This is a genomic window from Rhizobium sp. RAF36, from assembly GCF_052114105.1.
GTDB lineage: Bacteria > Pseudomonadota > Alphaproteobacteria > Rhizobiales > Rhizobiaceae > Rhizobium.
This window is the reverse complement of sequence record NZ_JBFREC010000001.1, coordinates 877,827-900,320: the sequence shown is the minus strand read 5'-3', so window position 1 is coordinate 900,320 and position 22,494 is coordinate 877,827. Positions and strand designations below refer to the sequence as shown.

The 22,494-nt window shown below is 61.3% G+C and carries 18 protein-coding genes; 8 read left to right on the top strand and 10 right to left on the bottom strand.

Annotation, left to right across the window (positions count from 1 at the left end):
- The first annotated feature begins 19 nt into the window (after nucleotides 1-19).
- Both glmS and AB4Z25_RS04475 read left to right on the top strand, forming a co-directional pair.
- Entirely contained in the window at nucleotides 20-1,846 is a 1,827-nt protein-coding gene (glmS, locus tag AB4Z25_RS04480) for a glutamine--fructose-6-phosphate transaminase (isomerizing) (RefSeq protein WP_112539452.1), read from the top strand.
- Nucleotides 1,847-1,966: 120 nt separating this feature from the next.
- Nucleotides 1,967-2,701 (top strand): DUF502 domain-containing protein, encoded by a 735-nt coding sequence (locus AB4Z25_RS04475; protein WP_112518464.1) that lies wholly within the window; start codon nucleotides 1,967-1,969, stop codon nucleotides 2,699-2,701.
- Here AB4Z25_RS04475 and recG read toward each other — a convergent pair.
- The gene (recG, locus tag AB4Z25_RS04470; RefSeq protein ID WP_112539450.1) at nucleotides 2,657-4,762 is read right to left on the bottom strand and encodes an ATP-dependent DNA helicase RecG; all 2,106 of its coding nucleotides are present in this window, start codon (nucleotides 4,760-4,762) and stop codon (nucleotides 2,657-2,659) included. The two genes, AB4Z25_RS04475 and recG, sit on opposite strands and share 45 nt — an antisense overlap.
- 92 nt (nucleotides 4,763-4,854) lie before the next feature.
- On the opposite strand from recG, the gene AB4Z25_RS04465 reads away from it, so the two are divergent.
- Nucleotides 4,855-5,172, top strand: coding sequence for an FAD assembly factor SdhE (locus AB4Z25_RS04465; protein WP_112387412.1), 318 nt, complete (start codon nucleotides 4,855-4,857; stop codon nucleotides 5,170-5,172).
- On the top strand, nucleotides 5,169-8,675 hold the full coding sequence (gene mfd, locus AB4Z25_RS04460) for a transcription-repair coupling factor (RefSeq protein ID WP_442207876.1): 3,507 nt from the start codon (nucleotides 5,169-5,171) through the stop codon (nucleotides 8,673-8,675). Before AB4Z25_RS04465 ends, mfd begins: the two co-directional genes overlap by 4 nt.
- Before the next feature lie 6 nt (nucleotides 8,676-8,681).
- Here the strand turns inward: mfd and AB4Z25_RS04455 are convergent, their stop codons facing one another.
- Nucleotides 8,682-9,353, bottom strand: coding sequence for a DsbA family oxidoreductase (locus AB4Z25_RS04455; RefSeq protein WP_112539446.1), 672 nt, complete (start codon nucleotides 9,351-9,353; stop codon nucleotides 8,682-8,684).
- An 85-nt stretch (nucleotides 9,354-9,438) separates the two neighbouring features.
- On the bottom strand, nucleotides 9,439-11,241 hold the full coding sequence (locus tag AB4Z25_RS04450) for an extracellular solute-binding protein (protein WP_112539444.1): 1,803 nt from the start codon (nucleotides 11,239-11,241) through the stop codon (nucleotides 9,439-9,441).
- A gap of 268 nt (nucleotides 11,242-11,509) precedes the next feature.
- Between AB4Z25_RS04450 and AB4Z25_RS04445 the strand changes: the two genes are divergently transcribed.
- Nucleotides 11,510-12,163, top strand: a complete 654-nt coding sequence (locus AB4Z25_RS04445; protein WP_442207875.1) for an invasion associated locus B family protein — start codon at nucleotides 11,510-11,512, stop codon at nucleotides 12,161-12,163.
- A 111-nt stretch (nucleotides 12,164-12,274) separates the two neighbouring features.
- Here the strand turns inward: AB4Z25_RS04445 and hspQ are convergent, their stop codons facing one another.
- From hspQ to AB4Z25_RS04430, 3 genes are all read right to left on the bottom strand, one after another.
- The gene (hspQ, locus tag AB4Z25_RS04440; RefSeq protein ID WP_112387407.1) at nucleotides 12,275-12,604 is read right to left on the bottom strand and encodes a heat shock protein HspQ; all 330 of its coding nucleotides are present in this window, start codon (nucleotides 12,602-12,604) and stop codon (nucleotides 12,275-12,277) included.
- Between the two features lie 150 nt (nucleotides 12,605-12,754).
- Nucleotides 12,755-14,164, bottom strand: a complete 1,410-nt coding sequence (gene glnA, locus AB4Z25_RS04435) for a type I glutamate--ammonia ligase (RefSeq protein WP_112387406.1) — start codon at nucleotides 14,162-14,164, stop codon at nucleotides 12,755-12,757.
- A 60-nt stretch (nucleotides 14,165-14,224) separates the two neighbouring features.
- Nucleotides 14,225-14,563, bottom strand: a complete 339-nt coding sequence (locus AB4Z25_RS04430) for a P-II family nitrogen regulator (RefSeq protein ID WP_003539626.1) — start codon at nucleotides 14,561-14,563, stop codon at nucleotides 14,225-14,227.
- A gap of 342 nt (nucleotides 14,564-14,905) precedes the next feature.
- Between AB4Z25_RS04430 and AB4Z25_RS04425 the strand changes: the two genes are divergently transcribed.
- On the top strand, nucleotides 14,906-16,381 hold the full coding sequence (locus AB4Z25_RS04425; RefSeq protein WP_112539440.1) for an NAD(P)H-hydrate dehydratase: 1,476 nt from the start codon (nucleotides 14,906-14,908) through the stop codon (nucleotides 16,379-16,381).
- On the opposite strand, the gene AB4Z25_RS04420 is transcribed toward AB4Z25_RS04425, so the two are convergent.
- From AB4Z25_RS04420 to uvrA, 3 genes are read right to left on the bottom strand one after another with little or no spacing between them, the layout of a single operon-like run.
- Entirely contained in the window at nucleotides 16,382-17,188 is an 807-nt protein-coding gene (locus tag AB4Z25_RS04420) for a DUF72 domain-containing protein (protein ID WP_112539438.1), read from the bottom strand.
- A gap of 21 nt (nucleotides 17,189-17,209) precedes the next feature.
- The gene (locus AB4Z25_RS04415) at nucleotides 17,210-17,662 is read right to left on the bottom strand and encodes a GNAT family N-acetyltransferase (protein WP_112518471.1); all 453 of its coding nucleotides are present in this window, start codon (nucleotides 17,660-17,662) and stop codon (nucleotides 17,210-17,212) included.
- 1 nt (nucleotide 17,663) lies between these two features.
- Nucleotides 17,664-20,588: an excinuclease ABC subunit UvrA gene (gene uvrA / locus AB4Z25_RS04410; protein WP_442207874.1), complete on the bottom strand. Its 2,925-nt coding sequence runs from the start codon at nucleotides 20,586-20,588 to the stop codon at nucleotides 17,664-17,666.
- Between the two features lie 252 nt (nucleotides 20,589-20,840).
- Here uvrA and AB4Z25_RS04405 point away from each other — a divergent pair, with 252 nt between their 5' ends.
- Both AB4Z25_RS04405 and AB4Z25_RS04400 read left to right on the top strand, forming a co-directional pair.
- The gene (locus AB4Z25_RS04405; RefSeq protein ID WP_112518510.1) at nucleotides 20,841-21,395 is read left to right on the top strand and encodes a single-stranded DNA-binding protein; all 555 of its coding nucleotides are present in this window, start codon (nucleotides 20,841-20,843) and stop codon (nucleotides 21,393-21,395) included.
- Nucleotides 21,396-21,461: 66 nt separating this feature from the next.
- Nucleotides 21,462-21,662, top strand: coding sequence for a hypothetical protein (locus tag AB4Z25_RS04400; protein ID WP_442207873.1), 201 nt, complete (start codon nucleotides 21,462-21,464; stop codon nucleotides 21,660-21,662).
- An 85-nt stretch (nucleotides 21,663-21,747) separates the two neighbouring features.
- Here AB4Z25_RS04400 and AB4Z25_RS04395 read toward each other — a convergent pair whose 3' ends face one another.
- Nucleotides 21,748-22,377 carry a MarC family protein gene (locus tag AB4Z25_RS04395; RefSeq protein ID WP_112387399.1) on the bottom strand — a complete coding sequence of 210 codons (630 nt, stop codon included), beginning with the start codon at nucleotides 22,375-22,377 and terminating at the stop codon, nucleotides 21,748-21,750.
- Between the last annotated feature and the right edge of the window lie 117 nt (nucleotides 22,378-22,494).

The following is a 22,494-nucleotide window of genomic DNA, read 5'->3' as shown; positions in this document are numbered from 1 at the left end:
AGCGGTTGGGGATAATTTCATGTGTGGTATTGTTGGGATCGTCGGTAGCAAGCCGGTTGCCGGGCGTCTGGTCGATGCGCTGAAGCGCCTGGAATACCGGGGCTATGACTCGGCCGGTGTCGCCACGGTTCATGACGGCGTCATGGATCGCCGCCGCGCCGAAGGAAAGCTCTTCAATCTTGAAAAGCGCCTCGATTCGGAACCGTTGCCGGGCACTGTTGGTATCGCCCACACGCGCTGGGCAACGCATGGCGTTCCGAACGAAACCAACGCCCATCCGCATTTCGTCGGCGGCGTCGCCGTCGTTCATAACGGCATCATCGAAAACTTCTCGGAAATTCGCGATCACCTGACCGCCGAAGGTTCGGTCTTTGAAAGCCAGACCGATACCGAGGTCATCGCCCACCTGATGGCGAAATATCTGCGCGAAGGCCTGCAGCCGCAGGCAGCACTGTTGAAGATGCTGAACCGCGTCACCGGCGCCTTCGCGCTGGCGGTGATGCTGAAGGATCATCCGAACACGATCATGGCTGCCCGCTCGGGCCCGCCGCTCGCCATCGGTCACGGCAAGGGCGAGATGTTCCTGGGGTCGGACGCCATTGCGCTATCTCCCTTCACCAGCGAGATCACCTACCTCGTCGACGGCGACTGCGCGATCATCACCCGCGACGGCGCGACGATCCTCGATTTCAGCGGCAACGTCGTCAAGCGCCCGCGCCAGATTTCCCAGGCAACAGCCTATGTCGTCGACAAGGGCAATCACCGCCACTTCATGGAGAAGGAAATCTATGAGCAGCCGGAGGTCATTTCCCACGCGCTTAGCCACTACGTAAACTTCGCCGACAACACTGTCGGCGCCAACGCCGCAGGTATCGATTTCAAGTCGGTCAGCAGCCTGGCGATCTCCGCCTGCGGCACGGCCTATCTTGCCGGCCTCGTCGGCAAATACTGGTTCGAGCGCTATGCGCGCCTGCCTGTCGAGATCGACGTTGCCTCGGAGTTCCGCTACCGCGAAATGCCGCTTCAACCGACACAGGCTGCGCTCTTCATCTCCCAGTCAGGTGAGACCGCCGATACGCTGGCATCGCTGCGCTACTGCAAGGACAACGGACTGAAGATCGGCGCTGTCGTCAACGTCCGGGAATCGACGATTGCCCGCGAATCCGATGCCGTCTTCCCGATCATGGCCGGTCCGGAAATCGGCGTTGCCTCGACCAAGGCCTTCACCTGCCAGCTGGCCGTGCTTGCCTCGCTGGCGCTCGGCGCCGCCAAGGCTCGTGGCACGCTGACCGCCAAGGACGAAAAGGAGCTCGTCAAGCATCTGGCTGAGATGCCGCGCATCATGAGCCGCGTGCTGAACCTCATCCAGCCGCAGATGGAGAGCCTTTCCCGCGAACTCTCGAAGTGCCGCGACGTGCTCTATCTCGGCCGTGGCACCAGCTTCCCGCTGGCGATGGAAGGCGCGCTGAAGCTCAAGGAAATTTCCTATATCCACGCCGAAGGCTATGCGGCGGGCGAACTCAAGCATGGGCCGATCGCACTGATCGACGAGAACATGCCGGTCATCGTCATCGCCCCTTATGACCGCTTCTTCGACAAGACGGTCTCCAACATGCAGGAAGTAGCAGCCCGCGGCGGCCGTATCATCTTCATCACTGACGAGGCCGGTGCCGGCGCCTCGAAGCTGCCGACCATGGCTACCATCACCCTGCCGAACGTCGATGAGATCATCGCCCCGATGATCTTCTCGCTGCCGATCCAGCTGCTCGCCTATCACACGGCCGTCTTCATGGGCACCGATGTCGATCAGCCGCGCAACCTTGCAAAGTCGGTCACGGTGGAGTGAACCTGGAAATCCCCGGACGAGGCTTGTCCGGGGAACCGAATTCTGGCAGCTTCGTTTCGAAGGTACGGGGGAGCGCCGGATCACGAAAGCCGATAGACTCAAGGGAGTTCATCGCCAGCGATGACGAACAAGATTCCCCGTTTGCCGATTGCAACGCGCATCAGAAACAACTTCCTCGCGGGCCTGATCATCTGCGCGCCGATCGCTATCACCCTGTGGCTGACATGGTCTGTCGTGCGCTGGGCCGACAGCTGGGTGAAACCCTATATTCCGGCCCGTTATGATCCGGACAGCTACCTGAATTTCGCGGTCCCGGGCTCCGGCCTGCTGATCGCGATGATCTTCATCACCATCATCGGTTTTCTCGGCAAGAACCTGATCGGCCAGACGATCGTGCAGTTCAGCGAATCGCTGGTGCGCCGCGTGCCGCTGGTGCGCAGCATCTACAAGAGCGTGAAGCAGATTTTCGAGACCGTACTCAAGGAGCGCAGCAACTCCTTCAAGAAGGTCGGACTGATCGAATATCCGAGCGCCGGGCTCTGGTCGCTGGTGTTCATCGCCACCGATGCCAAGGGCGAGATTGCCTCGAAGTTCAATGCGATGGGCAAGGACATGGTCAGCGTCTTCCTGCCGCCGACGCCGGTGCCGACCGCCGGCTTCCTGATCTTCGTGCCACGGGAAAAGATCCTCGTGCTGGACATGAGCGCCGAGGATGGCGCCAAGCTGCTGATATCAGGCGGCCTGGTCACGCCCGAACATCTGCCGGTCATCCCGGGCGCAGAACCGCAGCCGAGCGTCAAGCCGAAGCTCTCAGCCCGCGTGAAGAAAGCGGATCGCCTCATCGCGCCGGAATAGGTAGAGCAGGGTGCGGACCGCCTGTCCGCGCTCGCTGGTCAGTTCCGGATCCCGCTCGATCAGATAGGCTGCGTCCTTGCGGGCGATCTCCAGCAGGTCGGCATGCGCCTCCAGGCTGGCGATGCGAAAACCGGGTGTTCCGGATTGCCGGATGCCGAGCAATTCGCCTTCACCGCGCAGCTTCAGATCCTCCTCGGCGATCCGGAAGCCATCTTCGGTCTCCCGCATGATCGTCAACCGCGCGTGCCCTGTCTCCCCGAGCGGCCCCTTGTAGAGCAGGATGCAGGTCGACGCCTCGTCGCCACGTCCAACGCGGCCGCGCAGCTGGTGCAGCTGCGCGAGCCCGAAACGCTCGGCATGCTCGATGACCATGATCGTCGCGTCGGGCACGTCGACGCCCACTTCGACGACGGTTGTTGCCACCAGCAGCCGGATCTCGCCGTTCTTGAACGCCATCATCACGGCATCTTTTTCCGGCCCGCTCATGCGCCCGTGAATCAACCCGATACCGGGGCCGAGCGCCGAGGTCAGTGTCGAATGCCGCTCTTCGGCGGACATCAGATCCAGCTCTTCGGATTCTTCCACCAGCGGGCAGATCCAATAAGCTTTCTTGCCCTCGGCCAATGCGCTCTTCAGCCGCTGGACGATATCGCCGGTACGTTCGTTCGGAATGGTGATCGTCTGGATCGGTTTGCGCCCCGCCGGCTTCTCGGTGAGCTTCGAGACATCCATGTCGCCGAAGGCGGCGAGCACCAGCGTGCGCGGGATGGGGGTCGCGGTCATCACCAGCATGTGCGGCGAGATGCCCTTGGCTGTCAGCCGCAGCCGCTGGTGAACACCGAAGCGATGCTGCTCGTCGACAACCGCCAGCATCAGGTTCTTGTAGCTGACGCTATCCTGGAACAGCGCATGGGTGCCGATGATGATCTGCGCCTCGCCGGAGGCAATGCGCTCAAGAATGTCCTCGCGCTCGCGCCCCTTGGTGCGGCCGGTCAGCACCTCGATGCGAAGACCGGCAGCTGCGCCGAATTTCGAGATCGTCGCATGATGCTGCCGCGCCAGAATTTCCGTCGGCGCCATCAGCACCGCCTGGCCGCCGCTTTCGAGCACCGCCGCCATCGCGAGCAGCGCCACGAGCGTCTTGCCGGAGCCGACGTCGCCCTGCAGGAGGCGCAGCATCCGGTCTTCGCTCGCCATGTCCTTCAGTACCTCGGCGATTGCCTGCGTCTGGCTTCCGGTGGGAGAAAAGGGAAGAGACTGCAATATCTTGCCGCTGATTTCTCCGGTAGCACTTACGGGCTGACCGGAGACTTTGCGCAACCGCTGCCGGACGAGACTGAGCGACAGCTGGCCAGCCAGAAATTCGTCATAGGCAAGGCGCCGGCGCGCCGGCGCCTGCGGATCGATATCGGCCGCATCCTGCGGTTCGTGCAGCATATGGAAGCTGTCACGAATGGTCGGCAGGGCCTGCTTTTGCGTCAGGGCCAGATCGATCCATTCCGGAAGCTCGGGCATCCGCGGCAAGCCGCCTTCGATGATCTTGCGCAGGGTCTTCGGCGATAGGCCGGCGGTCAGCGGATAGACAGGCTCGACCAGCGGCAGGTTCTCGGCCTCGCTCGCCTTCACGATGTAATCGGGATGCACCATCGTCGCACGGCCATTGAACCAGTCGACCTTGCCGCTGACGGTCACCTCTTCATCGAGCGGCAGCTGCTTCTCCAGCCAGTTGGCCTGCCCGCGAAAGAACACGAGGCCAAGCTCGCCGGTCTCGTCATGCAGGAACACCCGATAGGGAATGTTGCTCTTGCCGCGCGGTGGCGCCTGATGTCGGTCGACCCGCCCGGTGATCGTCACGATCGCGCCCTGTGGCGCCCGCGCGATGCCCGGCTGATTGCGCCGGTCGACGATTGAAGACGGCGCATGAAACAGCAGATCGACGATCCGCGTATCCTCGGGCGTCTCGCGGCCGAGCAGCTTGACCAGCAGTTCCGCGATCTTTGGACCGACGCCTGCAAGAGCCGAAACGGGAGAAAACAGCGGATCGAGAATGGTGGGACGCATGGCGGCAAAATGCGATGAACAATAGGGCCTTGGCAAGGCTGACAAGCTGCTTTCGAGGGTCTATAGAGGCGCATCAACAGGAAGGTACTGCCATGACAGGTGTGACACTCTCGAGCGCCGGACTTGATCCGCGCCGCCGCCGGATCTTGTTCCGTTGCTGGCACCGGGGGCTGCGCGAGATGGATCTGGTCTTCGGCCAGTTCGCCGAAGCCGAGATCGCCACACTCTCGGACGCCGAACTCGATGAGCTAGAGACCATCATGGGCGAGGAAGACAACGATCTGGTGCGCTGGGTGATGGGAACCTGGCCGGTACCGGAGCGTTTCCAGACGCCGATGTTCCAACGCATCGCCGCCTTCAAGCCGGACTTCGAATATCCCGCCGATACCGCCTCCAGGAAACCGGAATGATTTCAGGATTTGATGCAAAGAAGCTCGCAGCCGCCGCCGAGCCGCTGACGATCGGCAACGTGCCTGCAGGCATGGAGCCGATGCTGCTGGCCGAACTGGCGCGCGCCGGCCGCCCGGTCGCCTATGTGCTTTCGGACGGCCATCGTATGGCCGATCTGGAGCAGATGCTGAGTTTCGTTGCGCCTGATATCCCTGTACTCACGCTGCCCGCCTGGGACTGTCTGCCTTACGACCGCGTCTCGCCAAGCGCCGATACCTCGGCGCGCCGTCTGGCGGCGCTGAGCGGCCTGATCGCGCATCAGAAGAAGCCGCATGCGGCAATCGTTCTCGTCACCGTCAATGCGATGCTGCAGAAGGTCGCGCCGCAGGATGTGATTGAAAGCCTGGCGTTTTCGGCCCGTCCCGGCAATCAGGTCCGCATGGACGATATTGCCGGCCGCCTGGAGCGCAACGGCTTCGATCGTGTCGCGACCGTGCGCGAAGTCGGCGAATATGCCGTGCGCGGCGGCATCCTCGATGTCTTCGTGCCGGGCTCGGAAGAGCCTGTTCGCCTCGATTTCTTCGGCGATACGCTGGAGAGCATTCGCAGCTTCGATCCGGCCAGCCAGCGGACGACGGGGCAGGTGCGCTCGCTCGATCTCAATCCGATGAGTGAGGTGACGCTCACCCCGGATACGATCAGCCGCTTCCGCAAGAATTATCTCTCGTCCTTTGGTGCCGCGACCCGCGACGATGCGCTCTATCTGGCCGTCTCCGAAGGCCGCCGCTATCCGGGCATGGAACACTGGCTGCCGCTCTTCTATGAGAAGCTCGATACCGTCTTCGACTACCTGAAGGGTTTCCAGCTCGTGACCGACCACACGGTTCGGGAAGCGGCCGAAGAGCGTTCCAAGCTGGTTCTCGACTATTACGATGCCCGCCTCAGTTCCGGCCAGCCAGCCAAGGGCCAGATGTCGCAGGGGACACCCTACAAGCCTGTTACCCCCGGCCAGCTCTATCTCGACAGCAAGACTTTCGCGGCAACTCTGGATGCCTTCAACACCATCCGCATGTCGCCCTTCAACGAGCATGAGGGCGAAGCGCGCCGCGTCGTGAACATCGATGCCCGCCAAGGCGAGCGCTGGGCGCGTTCCAACGCGGAAGGCGCCGACAATGCCGAGCGCGTCAACGTCTTCGACGTCGTCGTCAAGCATATCGCCGACAAGCGCGCCGGCGGCGCCAAGGTGCTGATCACCGCCTGGACGGAAGGCTCGCTGGAGCGGCTCCTCCAGGTGCTGAACGAGCACGGCCTGGAGCGCGTCAAGCCGATCGAGGCGCTGAAGGATATCGGCAGCCTTGGGAAGGGCGAGGCGGCCGCGGCCGTCTTCAGCCTGGAAGCCGGTTTCGAGACCGGCGATCTGATCGTCATAGGCGAACAGGATATTCTCGGCGACCGCATGGTGCGCCGCTCGAAGCGCCGCAAGCGCGCCGCCGATTTCATCTCGGAAGTGGCGGGTCTCGACGAAGGCTCGATCGTTGTCCACGCAGAACACGGTATCGGCCGTTTCATCGGCCTCAGAACCATCGAGGCCGCCGGCGCGCCGCATGCCTGTCTCGAGCTGCAATATGCTGATGAGGCCAAGCTCTTCCTGCCGGTCGAAAACATCGATCTTCTGTCGCGCTATGGCGGCGAGGGAACTGAAGCCAGCCTCGACAAGCTCGGCGGCGGCGCATGGCAGATGCGCAAGGCCAAGCTCAAGAAGCGCTTGCTCGATATGGCTGATGCGCTGATCCGCATCGCCGCCGAACGCCTGACGCGCCATGCGCCGGTGCTGACGACGCCAGAGGGCCTCTACGACGAATTCGCTGCCCGCTTCCCCTATGACGAGACGGAAGATCAGGACACGGCGATCGAGGCCGTGCGCGGGGATCTCGCCGCCGGCCGTCCGATGGATCGCCTCGTCTGCGGCGACGTCGGCTTCGGCAAGACCGAAGTGGCGTTGCGCGCGGCCTTCGTCGCGGCGATGAATGGCGTCCAGGTCGCGGTCGTCGTGCCGACGACGCTGCTGTCGCGCCAGCATTTCAAGACATTCTCCGAGCGCTTCCGCGGCCTGCCGATCCGCGTCCAGCAGGCATCGCGCCTTGTCGGCTCCAAGGATCTGGCGCTGACCAAGAAGGAAGTCGCCGACGGAAAGACCGATATCGTCGTCGGCACTCACGCGCTGCTCGGCGCCGGTATCAACTTCGCCAATCTCGGCCTGCTGATCATCGACGAGGAACAGCACTTCGGCGTCAAGCACAAGGAACGCCTGAAGGAACTGAAGAGCGACGTTCACGTCCTAACGCTCTCGGCTACGCCTATTCCGCGCACGCTGCAGCTGGCGATGACCGGGGTGCGCGAGCTCTCGCTGATCACCACGCCGCCGGTCGACCGCATGGCGGTCCGCACCTTCATCTCGCCCTTCGACAGCCTGGTGATCCGCGAAACGCTGATGCGCGAGCATTACCGCGGCGGTCAGAGTTTCTACGTCTGCCCGCGCCTCGCTGATCTGGAAGACGTCCACGCCTTCCTGCAATCCGACGTGCCGGAGCTGAAGGTGGCCGTCGCCCATGGCCAGATGCCGGCCGGCGAGCTCGAAGACATCATGAATGCCTTCTATGAAGGCCGTTACGACGTGCTGCTATCGACGACGATCGTCGAGTCGGGCCTCGACGTGCCGACCGCCAATACGCTGATCGTCCATCGCGCCGACATGTTCGGTCTCGCGCAGCTCTACCAGCTGCGCGGTCGCGTCGGCCGTTCGAAGGTGCGCGCCTTCGCGCTCTTCACGCTGCCGGTCAACAAGGTGCTGACGGCGACCGCCGAACGCCGCCTGAAGGTGCTGCAATCGCTGGATACGTTGGGCGCCGGTTTCCAGCTCGCCAGCCACGACCTCGATATCCGCGGCGCCGGCAACCTGCTCGGCGAGGAGCAGTCCGGCCATATCAAGGAGGTCGGCTTCGAGCTTTATCAGCAGATGCTCGAAGAAGCGGTTGCGGAAGTGAAGGGCATCGACGAGATTGCCGATACCGGCTGGTCGCCGCAAATCTCCGTCGGCACGCCGGTGATGATCCCGGACAACTATGTTCCCGATCTGCATCTGCGCATGGCGCTCTATCGCCGCCTCGGCGAAATCACCGAACTCAAGGAAATCGACGGCTTCGGCGCCGAGATGATCGACCGCTTCGGCCCGATGCCGATCGAGGTCCAGCATCTTCTCAAGATCGTCTACGTGAAGTCGCTCTGCCGCATCGCCAATGTCGAGAAGCTGGATGCCGGGCCGAAGGGCATCGTCGTCCAGTTCCGCAATAAGGAATTCCCGAATCCGGCAAACCTGGTCGGCTACATTGCCAAGCAGGGCTCGATGGCGAAGATCCGCCCGGACCACAGCCTGTTCCTGACCCGCGACCTGCCGACGCCGGAAAAACGGCTGCAAGGCGCAGCCGTGATCATGACGCAATTGGCGGAATTGGCGAAGGGATAGCCGGGATCAGTTCATTCCGGCGCGGGCTTCTGCCTTTGCCTTTGCGATATCGCGCAGCGCTCCGGCAATCACGTCGGGCGTCTGCGCGCCGCTGACGGCATATTGCTGGTCGAAGATGAAGAACGGAACGCCGTTGACGCCCATTTTCTGCGCCGCCTCGATCTCGCCGACAACGAGATCCCGATCGGCATCCGAGGCCAGCAGCGAGGCGGTGACGGCGCGGTCGAGACCGGCTTTCTCGGCGATATCGAGCAGCACCGCATGGTCGCCGACATTGCGGCCTTCCTCGAAATTCGCCTTGAACAGAGAGTTGACGACGCGGTCAGCTTTGTCGCGGTCCTCGATCATCGCCCAATGGATCAGACGGTGCGCGTCGAGCGTGTTCGGCCCGATCTTGATCGCTTCGAAATCGAAATTGATCCCGACGTCCTTGCCGAGACCGGTGAGCATCTGATGGGCCTGCGCCACACGCTCGGCGCCGCCGAGCTTTTCTTCCAAGCTCTTCTTCTGATCGACGCCTTCAGGCGGATAATCGGGGTTCAGCCGGTAGGGACGCCAGTTGATGTCGACGCCAACCTCGTCCTGCACTTCGGCGATCGCCAGCTCCAGCCGCGCCTTGCCGAGATAGCACCAGGGGCAGACGACATCCGAGATGACGTCGATAGTGATGCGTTCCATGGTGCTTTCCTTTTCTGGCTCGGGTGCTTCACGCCATCTATGCGTTCAGGCCGCCGACTTCAACCAGGCAGGAAAAAGGAACCGCCTATTGGGCGCTTTGGTCCCACCAGGCCGGCAGTTGATAGCCGTAGAGCGGCACCTTGTCCGGATGGCCGATGCGCTTGCTGCGGGCGATCCACTGCTGATCGATGTGATAGAGCGGCAGTACATAGTGGCCGGACAGCAGCAGACGATCGTGCGAGCGGACGGCGGCGGTGAAATCCTCATCGGACCGCGCCGCCAGCAGATGCTTGATCGCCGTATCGACATCGGGATCGGCGACACCGGCGAAGTTCGAGCTGCCTTCGCGGTCGCGGCTGGCAGAAGCCCAGTAGGAAAGCTGCTCGTTGCCCGGAGACAGCGACGAGACATAGGATTTGACGATGACGTCGTAGTCGAAGCTGTTGGTCCGGCTCTGATATTGCGAATCGTCCACGGTGCGGATGGAGACCGTGATTCCCAGCGTCTGCAGCGAGCGCTGATAGGCGATCGCCAGCTTCTCCTGGTCGGCGTTCTGGGTCATGATTTCGAAGGAGAGCGGCTTGCCCTTGTCATCGGTCATCTTGCCGTTCTTGATCGAGTATCCGGCTTCCTTCAGCACGTCGACCGCCTGCTTCAGCACCTTGCGGTCGCGGCCGGAGCCGTCGGTGACAGGCAGCTTGTAGGTGCCATTGAGGATTTCAGGATCGATCTTGTCCTTGAGCGGCCCGAGCATCGCCAGTTCGCGCTCGTCGGCCGGGACACCGAAGCTCGAGAGCGCGGAATTCTGCCAGAAACTTTCCGTGCGCTTGTAGGCGCCGGAGAACAGGTTCTTGTTCGCCCATTCAAAGTCGAAGATCAGCGACAGGCCTTCGCGCAGCTTAAGATTCTGGAACATCGGCCGGCGGGTATTGAAGACGAAGCCGAACATGCCGCTTGGCAGCTGCGGCTCGAACGTATCCTTGATGACGGCGCCCGAGCCGACAGCCGGGAAATTATAGGCGCTTGCCCAATGACCCGGGCTTCCATCCGGATAGACGTCGATATCGCCCTTCTTGAAGGCCTCGAACAGCGTCGTGTCCTGCAGGAAATACTGCACGGTGATCCGGTCGTAATTGTCCATCCCGACCTTGGAGGGGATATCCTTGCCCCAATAGTTCGGATCGCGCTCGTAGGTGATGCTTTCACCGGGCTTCACGGTCTTGATCTTGTAGGGGCCTGATCCGACCAGCGCCGTCAGCGACGTGCGGTCGAAGGTTTCCGGGTCGATCAGGTGCTTCGGCAGAACAGGCATCAGCCCGAATACCATCGGCGTCTCGCGGTCGGCCTTGTCGTTGAAGGTGAAGCGCACGCTGCGATCGCCGATCTTCTCCATTTTCGACACGAGATTGAGCCGAGTCGAGAACGGCACGCGTCCCTTGTCGCGCAGCAGCTCGAAGGTGAACATCACGTCGTCGGCGGTGACGGGCTGCCCGTCCGCCCATTTGGCCTTCGGATTGAGGTTGAATTGGATGAAGGTCCGGTCGTCGTCCCATTCGACGGTTTCGGCCAGAAGGCCGTAGAGCGTGAAGGGCTCGTCGCGCGAGCGCTGCAGCAGCGATTCGTAGATGAGGTTGCCGTAATCGGGATCCCACATGCCGCGCGCCGTGGTGCGCATGCTCTTCAAGATGAAGGGATTGAGATTGTCGAAGGTACCGACCACGCCATAGGTGATATGGCCGCCCTTTTTGGCATCCGGATTGACGTAGGAGAAGCTTTTGTAGTCGGGCGGCAGCGCAGGCTGCCCATGCATGGCGATGCCGTGCAGCGGCTCGGCAATGGCGGCACTGCAAAAGAGCGCAAAGATGGCGGGCAGGGCGATCCGGAGCATCTTTCGTTCCTTTCCGGCAATGGCTCGATTCGCGCGAAGACTATCATGGAGCGCGCGAAATCGAACATTCTCACCCTCAAATCTTTCCGGGCATCCAGAAATTGCCAAAGAAATACTGGATATCTGGAGCGCCTCAATGTAACAGGTGTTCCCGAGTTTCGGGGTCATGCATTTGCCTTATTGTTTTAAGAGGTGGAATGCCGAATGACCCGGTTGGAGAGGGCTGCAAATCGCGGTCCCGAATGGGTATCAGGAGACGGAATCCGCTATGATGTTCAAGTCTGAAAAGAAAATGCGGGCAGCTCTGTCCGTTCTGGCCGTTGCTTTCGGCGCCGCTTCGGCACCGGTTGCTTCTTTCGCACAGGATGCAGCGAACGCCTCTCAGCAGGCCGCCGGCGCACCGCGTCTCGGCTGGTACAAGACCTGCAGCAAGCAGGAAGACAACGACATCTGCGTCGTCCAGAACCTGATCCTCGCCAATGGCGGCCAGCTCGTCACCGCAGTCGGCCTCATCAGCGTTTCCGGCAAGGTCAACCGCAAGATCCTCCAGGTTTCGGTTCCGACCGCCCGCCTGATCCCGCCCGGCATCATGATGCAGATCGACAACAACAAGGGCCAGAAGCTCGATTACGCCGTCTGCCTGCCCGACAAGTGCACGGCTGAACTGCCGCTGACCGACGCGATGATCGCCAGCCTCAAGAAGGGCAGCGACGTGATCTTCACCTCGATCAACTTCCGCCGCGCTCCGAACCCGATCAAGATCTCGCTCGAAGGCTTCACCGGCGCTTACGATGGCGAAGCGGTTTCCGAATCGAAGCTTGCCGAAAGCCAGAAGAGCCTGCAGGACAGCATGCAGAAGAAGGCTGAAGAAGCCCGCAAGAAGCTGGAAGACGCACAGAACGCTGCCAAGACCGCTCAGTAAGCGTCTTGCATACCGTTTCAGAAAACCCGGCCATCGCGCCGGGTTTTTTATTGCCGCCGGCAAAGAAAAACCCCGCCGGAGCGGGGTTTGTTAGGCTTGGATCCGATGCGCTTAGTTGGCCAGGCTCATCTTGGGCTTGAACTGGCCTGTCGGCGCCATGTCGAAGATCTGGTAGACCTGCTCGTTGCGGAGCGGCAGGCCGCTCTCGTCATTTTCCAGGTTCTGCTCCGAGACGTAGGCGACATATTCATTCTCGTCGTTTTCGGCGAGCAGGTGGTAGAACGGCTGGTCCTTGCTGGGCCGAACTTCGGCCGGAATGGAATTCCACCATTCCTCCGTATTCGCAAATTCCGGATCAACGTCGAAAATCACGCCGCGAAACGGAAATACCTTATGCCGGACCACTTCACCGATACCGAACTTTGCAACTCTTTCTTTCATGGTACGACTTCCTTTCATCACCAGATTTGGTGATTGGGCCTGCTCAAATCAAGATTTGTGCAGGATTTCGTCACATGAGTGTCATGTCGCCATCAGCCTCAGTGACATCTTGAAAAGCCCCGGCTTTCGCCAGGGCTTTCCGGTATTTGCTTATGCCGAGTAGTACATGTCAAATTCGACAGGATGCGGCGTCATTTCGAAGCGCATCACTTCGGCCATCTTCAGCTCGATGAACGAGTCGATCTGGTCGTCGTCGAACACGCCGCCGGCGGTCAGGAACTTGCGGTCCTTGTCGAGGCTCTCAAGCGCTTCGCGCAGCGAACCGCAGACGGTCGGGATCTTCTTCAGTTCCTTCGGCGGCAGATCGTAGAGATCCTTGTCCATGGCCTTGCCCGGATGGATCTTGTTCTTGATGCCGTCGAGGCCGGCCATCAGCATCGCTGCGAAAGCAAGGTACGGGTTCGCCATCGGATCCGGGAAGCGGACTTCGACGCGCTTGGCCTTCGGGTTGCTGCCGAACGGAATGCGGCACGATGCGGAACGGTTGCGCGCCGAATAGGCGAGCAGCACCGGCGCTTCATAACCCGGGACGAGACGCTTGTAGGAGTTCGTCGACGGGTTGGTGAAGGCGTTCAGTGCCTTGGCATGCTTGATGATGCCGCCGATGAAATAGAGGCAGGCTTCGGAAAGACCTGCATATTCGTCGCCTGCAAAGCTCGGCTTGCCGCCCTTCCAGATCGACAGATGCACGTGCATGCCCGAGCCGTTGTCGCCGAAGATCGGCTTCGGCATGAAGGTTGCCGTCTTGCCATAGGCATTGGCGACCTGATGGACGACATACTTGTAGATCTGCATCTTGTCGGCGTTGCGCACCAGCGTGTCGAACTTGATGCCGAGCTCGTGCTGAGCGGCCGCCACTTCATGGTGGTGCTTTTCGACGACGACGCCCATTTCGCTGAGAACCGTCAGCATCTCGGAACGCATGTCCTGGGCGCTGTCGATCGGCGGAACCGGGAAGTAGCCGCCCTTGACGCGCGGACGGTGGCCGAGGTTGCCGGTCTCATATTCGGTGTCGTCGTTCGACGGCAGTTCGTTCGAATCGAGCTTGAAGCCGGTATTGTAGGGGTCTGCTTTGTACTTGACGTCGTCGAAGACGAAGAATTCGGCTTCCGGACCGACGAACACGGTGTCGCCGATACCCGATGCCTTCAGATAGGCTTCGGCCTTCTTGGCGGTGCCGCGCGGGTCGCGGTTATAGGCTTCGCCCGAAACCGGGTCGAGAATGTCGCAGATGATGACCATCGTCGACTGCGCGAAGAACGGATCCATGTGCACGGTGTCGGTATCCGGCATCAGCACCATGTCGGACTCGTTGATGGCCTTCCAGCCGCCGATCGAGGAACCGTCGAACATGACACCATCGGCGAACATGTCTTCGTCCACGCAGACGACGTCCATCGTGACGTGCTGCAGTTTGCCCTTGGGGTCGGTAAAGCGCAGATCGACGAACTTGACGTCGTTTTCCTTGATCTGCTTCAGAATTTCGGCTGCACTCGCCATGAAACACTCCCTTTGATTTGCTATGACGATCTGGCTTTGCCTCTTGGGGGCAAGGCTTGCTTAGATAGCGTCGATACCGGTTTCGCCAGTACGAATGCGGATGACTTCCTCGACATTCGAAACGAAAATCTTGCCGTCGCCGATGCGGCCGGTCTGTGCGGCCTTGCGGATGGCGTCGATTACCGCTTCTGCATTCTCGTCGGCGAGGACGACTTCGACCTTCACCTTCGGCAGGAAATCGACGACGTATTCGGCGCCACGGTAAAGCTCCGTGTGGCCCTTCTGGCGACCGAAGCCCTTGGCTTCCGTAACCGTAATGCCCTGCAGGCCGACTTCCTGAAGGGCTTCCTTCACTTCGTCGAGCTTGAAAGGCTTAATGATCGCTTCGATCTTTTTCATGAGAAAATGACTCTCCGCTTCTCCCGTTAAAGCGTGCGTATGCCGCTCGCCAAACATGATGCAGGTATCATGCCAGTTCGCAACCGGCCAGACCGAAAAAATCCCGCAAATGCACCCAAATCGATGCGATTGCCTGCATCTGTGGGCGATTTTTTAGAAAAATATGACGATTTTTATCCAAAAAATCGAAAATTCGCTCGAAATTGAGAAATTCTGCAACTCTCCGGTTTGCGTTGCGATGCAAGTTTAAGATTATAAAATAGGCAAAAGCACAAAATATATGCGAATATGAATTGAGCGAAAGCGGTTGTTTTTTAGGCGCTTTTTGACTTCAATGGCGCCATGACCGATCGATTGAGCGAATTGCTTCTTATTCCCAAGGAAATGGCAGCGGTCGATGCCGCTGCAGCAGAGACCGGCATCGAGAGTTTTGGCTTGATGACCAATGCCGGCGGCGCCGTCGCCGCCGCCGCGATGCGGCTTTATCCCGGCACGCTCCGCTTTGCCGTGCTCTGCGGCCCCGGCAATAATGGCGGCGACGGCTATGTCGCGGCGCGATTTCTCGCCGAAAGCGGTGCCTGTGTTTCGGTGTTTCATCTCGGCGATCCCGATAAGCTCCAAGGCGACGCCTTGCGCGCCCGGTCGGAATGCACAGTGGCCAGCGAACCGCTGGCGTCCTATGAACCGCGGCCCGGCGATACCATCATCGATGCCTTGTTCGGCGCGGGGCTAAGCCGCGACGTGCCGCCCGAGGCGGCCTATGCCATGACGGCGATCCGCAAGGCAGGCCTCCCGGTCATCGCCGTCGATCTGCCATCCGGCATCCATGGCGCCACCGGAGAGGTTCTCGGCACAGCATTCGCCGCATCGCACACCATCACCTTCATGACCCGCAAGCCCGGCCATCTGCTGATGCCGGGCAGGGAGCTCTGTGGCACGCTTGAGGTCGCCGATATCGGCATTCCCGGCCGCATCGTCCGGGCGCAGGCGGTGTCGGGAATCGCCGAGAACACACCGGCCCGCTGGGCGCATCTGATGCCGTCGTCGAAGATGGAAACGCACAAATACAAACGCGGCCACCTCGTCGTCTTCTCCGGAACGTCAGGCAAGACCGGAGCGGCCCGGATGTCGGCTATATCGGGCCTCAAGGCAGGCGCAGGTCTGGTGACGATCGCGGCACCCCCGGATGCTTTGCCCGAGAACAGCGCCCATTTGACTGCGGTCATGCTGCGTGATGTCGACGGTATTGCGGCGCTCGAGGCGTGGCTGGAGGACGATCGCCTTCAGACCTTCGTGCTCGGGCCCGGTTTCGGCATCGGCGAGCAGGCGAGGGACTATGCCGCCGCACTCAGCGATCGCCATCTGGTTCTCGATGCCGATGGCATCACTTCGTTTCGCCAGGAGCCGAAGCGGCTGTTCGACCTGTTCGCCGGCGGCGAGACGCGTCTGGTGCTGACGCCGCATGATGGTGAATTCGCCCGGCTGTTTCCCGATATCGCCGCCAATACCGAGATCGGCAAGGTCGGCAAGGCGCAGATGGCCGCGAAGCGTGCCAATGCGGCCATCGTCTTCAAGGGAGCCGACACGGTGATTGCCGCGCCGGATGGGCGCGCGCTGATCAATACCAATGCGCCTGTCTGGCTGGCGACGGCAGGCTCCGGCGATGTGCTGGCCGGTATCATCGGCGCCTTGCTGACGCAGGGCCTGCCTGCCTTCGAGGCCGCCGCCGCCGGCGTCTATCTGCACGGCATGGCCGGGCAGCGCGCAGGCAAGGGGCTGACGGCGGAAGATCTCGCCGCCCACGTCCTGCCGTATTGATTACTTGCCGACTTCTTCCTGCAGGGCGATGGCACCGAAGGGAGCGTTGACCTTGCCCTCGTGGATCATGAAGGCGAACACGTCGCGCGGCTCCACCTTGACCTTGCGATCCCCATCGATGACAGGCAGATCATCCGGCACCTTGCCCGCCGCCCAGGTCTCCAGCCTGACCGCCCAGGCCTTCAGATCCTTCGGCGGATAGCAGGTCCGGATCTCGTCGGAGCCCTTCTGCAAGCGCGCATAGACGAAATTAGCCGTCACGTCAGCGATCATCGGATAATCGAAATGCTCAGCGACAACGGGTGCGACGCCGTATTTGGCCAGCAGCGCCACGAAGTCAGGCACCTTGAAACTGTCGTGGCGGACTTCGACGACATGCCGGAGCGGCAGCCCGTCCTGTTTGTCCGGCAACAGCTTGAGAAAGGCTTCGAAATCGTCCGGCTCGAATTTCTTGGTCGGCGCGAACTGCCAGAGGATCGGCCCGAGCCGGTCGCCGAGCTCCGTCAGCCCCTGCGTCAGGAACCGCTGCATGGATTCGCCGGCCTCGCCCAAAACCTTGCGGTTGGTGACGAAACGGCTGGCCTTCAGCGAGAAGATGAAACCATCGGGAACATCGGCACCCCATTTGGCGAAGGTCTCGGGCTTCTGCGAGCTGTAATAGGTGCCGTTGACCTCGATGACCTTCAGCTGGCGGCTGGCATAATTGAGCTCGTCCTTCTGTTTCAGGTCGCCGGGAAAGAAGTGGTTGCGCCAGGGCTCGAATGTCCAGCCGCCGATGCCGACGCGGATAGTGCCGGATGTGCTCATTCTCTTCCTCCCTTTGCCCGTTCAGGCGATTTGCTTTGCCATATCGACGATCACCCATCCTGGCCGGTAAGGATTGGGCCGTCGACCCGTTTCCTGAAAGCCGGACGCTGCATAGATCGCAATGTTCCGCTCCATCCGCGCATTGGTGTAGAGCCGCAGCTCGGGCAATCCCCATTCGCGCGTTTTATCTTCCACCCAGCCGAGGATCCTCCGTCCGATACCGCGGCTGTGATGATCGGGCGACACGGCGATACTGAAAAGCATCGCATGATCCGCATGCCGCTCCAGTACCGCAAGCCCAACCGGCACACCCTCCATATCGAGAAGCCAGACCTCGCGATTGGCGATCCGCGCGCGATAGTCTTCGCGCATCGGCAGCGGCTCGCCGCCAAACGCCTCGACATAGGGGCCATAAGCCGCAGCCGTCAGGCGGCGAACAGTCTGCAGATCGTTCGCGCCTGCCTGCCTCAGCATCTCACTCCGCCGCCGCGACCGTCTTCTTCATTGGACGCCGCTCCAGCAGCTCCTTCAGGAACTGGCCGGTATAGGACCGCTTCTCCTTGACGATTGCTTCGGGCGTGCCGGTCGCGACGATCTCACCGCCACCATCACCGCCCTCGGGGCCGAAATCGAGCACCCAGTCGGCGGTCTTGATGACTTCGAGATTGTGCTCGATGACCACGACCGAGTTGCCCTGGTTGACCAGCTCGTGCAGCATTTCCAGCAGCTTGGCGACATCGTGGAAATGCAGGCCGGTGGTCGGTTCGTCGAGAATATAGAGCGTGCGGCCCGTCGAGCGCTTCGACAGTTCCTTGGCGAGCTTGACGCGCTGCGCCTCACCGCCCGACAGCGTATTCGCCTGCTGGCCGACCTTGATATAGCCGAGACCGACGTCGAACAGCGACTGCAGCTTGTCGCGCACCGCCGGAACGGCGGCGAAGAACTCGACGCCTTCCTCGACCGTCATGTCGAGCACGTCGGAGATCGACTTGGTCTTGAAGGTGACGTCGAGCGTTTCGCGATTGTAGCGCTTGCCGTGGCAGACGTCGCAGGTGACGTAGACGTCGGGCAGGAAGTGCATCTCGATCTTGATGACGCCGTCGCCCTGGCAGGCCTCGCAGCGGCCGCCCTTGACATTGAACGAGAAGCGGCCCGGCTGATAGCCGCGCGCCTTGGCTTCCGGCAGGCCGGCAAACCAGTCGCGGATCGGCGTGAAGGCGCCGGTATAGGTCGCCGGGTTCGAGCGCGGCGTGCGGCCGATCGGTGACTGGTCGATATCGATCACCTTGTCGATATGCTCGAAGCCGTCGATTCGGTCGTGATCGGCCGGAATCTCCCGAGCGCCCATCACGCGGCGCGCCGCCGACTTGTAGAGCGTCTCGATCAGGAAGGTCGATTTGCCGCCGCCGGAGACGCCGCTGACGGCGGTGAAGACACCCAGCGGAATAGAGGCGGTGACGTTCTTCAAATTATTGCCGCGCGCGCCGACGACCTTGATCTCCTTGCCCTTCTTCGGCTTGCGCCGTTCATCCGGGATCGGCACGCCGAGTTCGCCAGACAGATACTTGCCGGTCAGCGACTTCGGGTTCGCCATGATATCCTGCGGGGTGCCGTGGGCAATGACCTGGCCGCCGTGAATGCCGGCCGCCGGGCCTATATCGACGACGTCGTCAGCCGTCAGGATCGCATCCTCGTCATGCTCGACGACGATCACGGTATTGCCGATGTCGCGCAGGTGCTTCAGCGTATCGAGAAGCCGCGCGTTGTCGCGCTGGTGCAGGCCGATCGACGGTTCGTCGAGCACGTAAAGCACACCAGTCAGGCCGGAACCAATCTGCGACGCCAGACGGATACGCTGGCTCTCGCCGCCCGACAGCGTGCCCGAATTGCGCGACAGGCTGAGATATTCGAGGCCGACATCGTTCAGGAAGCGCAGGCGGTCGCGGATTTCCTTGAGAATGCGGACGGCGATCTCGTTCTGTTTGGCCGAGAAATGTGATGGCAGCACTTCGAACCAGTCGCGGGCGACACGGATCGACATTTGCGTGACTTCGCCGATATGCAGCTTGTCGATCTTCACCGCCAGTGCTTCCGGCTTCAGGCGGAAGCCGGCGCAGGAAGGGCAGGGTGCTGCCGACATGAAGCGCTCGATCTCCTCGCGCGCCCAGGCGGAATCGGTTTCCTTCCAGCGGCGTTCGAGATTGGTGATGATACCTTCGAAGGTCTTGTGCGTCGTGTAGGAACGCGCGCCGTCGGCATAGTGGAACTCGATCTTTTCCTCGGTGCCGTTCAGGATCACGTCCTGCGCCTTGGCCGAAAGATCGTTCCAGCGGCTGCCGAGCTTGAAGCCGAAATGCTTGCCGAGCGCTTCCAGCGTCTGATTGTAATAGGGCGAGGACGACTTCGCCCAGGGCGCGATGGCGCCGTCGCGCAGCGTCCGCTCCGGTTCCGGGGTGATCAGGTTGGCGTCGATCTTCTGCTGCGCGCCGAGGCCGTCGCAGGTCGGGCAGGCGCCGGCCGGGTTGTTGAACGAGAACAGCCGCGGCTCGATCTCTGGAATGGTGAAGCCCGAGACAGGGCAGGCGAATTTTTCCGAAAACAGCACGCGCTCATGCGTCTCGTTCAGCGACTTGTTGGCCGAGCCGCCCGCCGAGGTTTCCTCCGGCGGCAGCGGCTTGTCGGCAAATTCGGCGACAGCCAGACCATCGGCGAGCTTCAGCGAGGTCTCAAGGCTGTCTGCCAGGCGCGAGGACATGTCGGCGCGCACGACGATACGGTCGACGACGACATCGATGTCATGCTTGTACTTCTTGTCGAGGGCGGGAACGTCGGCGATCTCGTAGAACTGGCCATCGACCTTGACGCGCTGGAAGCCCTTTTTCATGAGCTCGGCGAGTTCCTTCTTGTACTCGCCCTTACGTCCGCGCACGAGCGGCGCCAGAATATAAAGACGGGTACCCTCTTCGAAGGCGAGAACCCGGTCGACCATCTGGCTGACCGTCTGGCTCTCGATCGGCAGGCCCGTGGCTGGCGAATAGGGAACGCCGACGCGCGCAAACAGCAGGCGCATGTAGTCGTAGATCTCGGTGACCGTGCCGACGGTCGAGCGCGGGTTGCGCGACGTCGTCTTCTGCTCGATCGAAATGGCCGGCGACAGCCCGTCGATCTGATCGACATCGGGCTTCTGCATCATTTCAAGGAACTGGCGCGCATAGGCCGAAAGACTTTCGACATAGCGCCGCTGCCCTTCGGCATAGATTGTGTCGAATGCCAGCGAGGACTTCCCGGATCCGGATAGCCCCGTCATCACGATAAGCTTGTTGCGCGGCAGATCCAGGTCGATGCCCTTCAGATTGTGCTCGCGCGCGCCACGGATGGAAATCGTCTTCAGTTCGCTCATCGTCTTCTGCTTTGGTCTCTCTGATGAAGCCCCTTATTTAGTGATGCTCGCGGGCGAGTCGAGGCTGAAATCCGGGCTAGGAGAAGGTTTTCGATTCTGTTGACAGGATCATAGTCATTTAATAGAACAAATAAAGAACAAAATTCCTTGTGGATGACGCCGCCATGGACGCCCCTCCCGAGGGCTCTATAGTTTAAGGTACATCCATTGTTTCTAGCGCCACCGGGCAGGGTGGCAGGTAAGGTGAAAAGTATGGCTGGTAGCGTGAACAAGGTAATTCTGATCGGAAACGTGGGTGCAGACCCTGAAATCCGCAGAACCCAGGACGGCCGTCCGATCGCCAACCTTCGCATCGCGACCTCGGAGACGTGGCGCGACCGCAATTCGGGCGAGCGCAAGGAAAAGACCGAATGGCACACCGTCGTGGTCTTCAACGAAGGCCTGTGCAAGGTCATCGAACAGTACGTCAAGAAGGGCGCCAAGCTCTATATTGAAGGCGCGCTGCAGACCCGCAAGTGGCAGGACCAGCAGGGCCAGGACCGTTATTCGACGGAAGTGGTGCTCCAGGGCTTCGGCTCGACGCTGACGATGCTGGACGGCCGCGGCGACGGCGGTGGCGCGGGCTCCGGCTTCGGCGCTGGTGGCGGCCGCAGCAACAACAACGATTACGGCGGCGGCGGTGGCGGCTATGGCGACGATTACGGCGCGCCTGCGCAGTCATCGGGCGGCGGCGGCCGTGGCGGCAGCTCTGGTGGAGGCGCCGGCGGCAACTTCTCGCGGGATCTCGACGACGACATCCCGTTCTGATCCAAACGGCGCCGCAAGGCGCCGTTTTCATTTGGGCATCCGATTATCTCGATAGTGAGGGTTTTCATGAGTGACGTTGCATCGGCGCAAAAAGTGCCGGCGACCTGGCGGATCGTTCTGGCCGCCATCCTTGATTTTTTCACGATCTTCTGGGTCGCAGGATACGGCGTGGCTCTGATCTTTGGTGGAAAGACGGAGAATGGCTTTTCGTTGAATGGCGGTCCGGCCCTTTGCCCTGATGATCGCCTATTTCGTCATCTTCAATAAGTATCTGGGCGGAACGATCTGGAAGCGCATTCTCAAGGCCAAGCGGACGGATCGCTAGCCGCTTTGGAATGGCATCCTGCGGCGCCTAAAGGCTGAACGCCGCCTTGACGCCATCGACCACGAACTGCGCCGCAAGCGCCGCCAGGATGACGCCCAAGAGCCGAGTCAGGATTGCCCGGCCGGTGACGCCCAGAAAGCGGTCGAGGCGATCAGCGATCAACAGCGCCGCCAGCATCAGCAGCAGATTGGCGGCAATGACGATCAAGAGCTGCGCCCGCTCGAATGTCGTCGGCAGCGACCCGGCAATCAGGATGGTGGCCGAGATCGCTCCGGGGCCGGCGATCAGCGGGATCGCCAGCGGGAAGACGGCGATATTCTGGATGTGGTCCTTGGTGATCGCCACCGTGCTGGTCTTCTCCTTGCGGTCCTGGCGCTTCTCGAACACCATTTCGAAGGCGATCCAGAAGAGCAGCAGACCGCCGGCGATACGGAAGGCGCCGATCGAGATGCCGAGCACGCCGAGCACGCTGGCGCCGAACAGTGCGAAGACCGCCAGGATGATGAAGGCGATGACCGAGCCGCGCACTGCCACCTGCTTGCGCTGGCTGCGGCTCATGCCCGTCGTCAGCCCTAAAAAGATAGGGGCGAGCCCGGGTGGATCGATGGTAACGAGCAGCGTCGTGAAGGCATTGATCAGTTGGTCGGCGCTTGCCATTGTCCCTCCGGAACACCATATGAAGTCTTGATTTTTCTGATTGTGAAGCTGCCCCTCGCATTTGGCAAATCGCCGTATGGCGCTGAAGCGCCGAAACGGCTGATTTGCCGCCTTTCC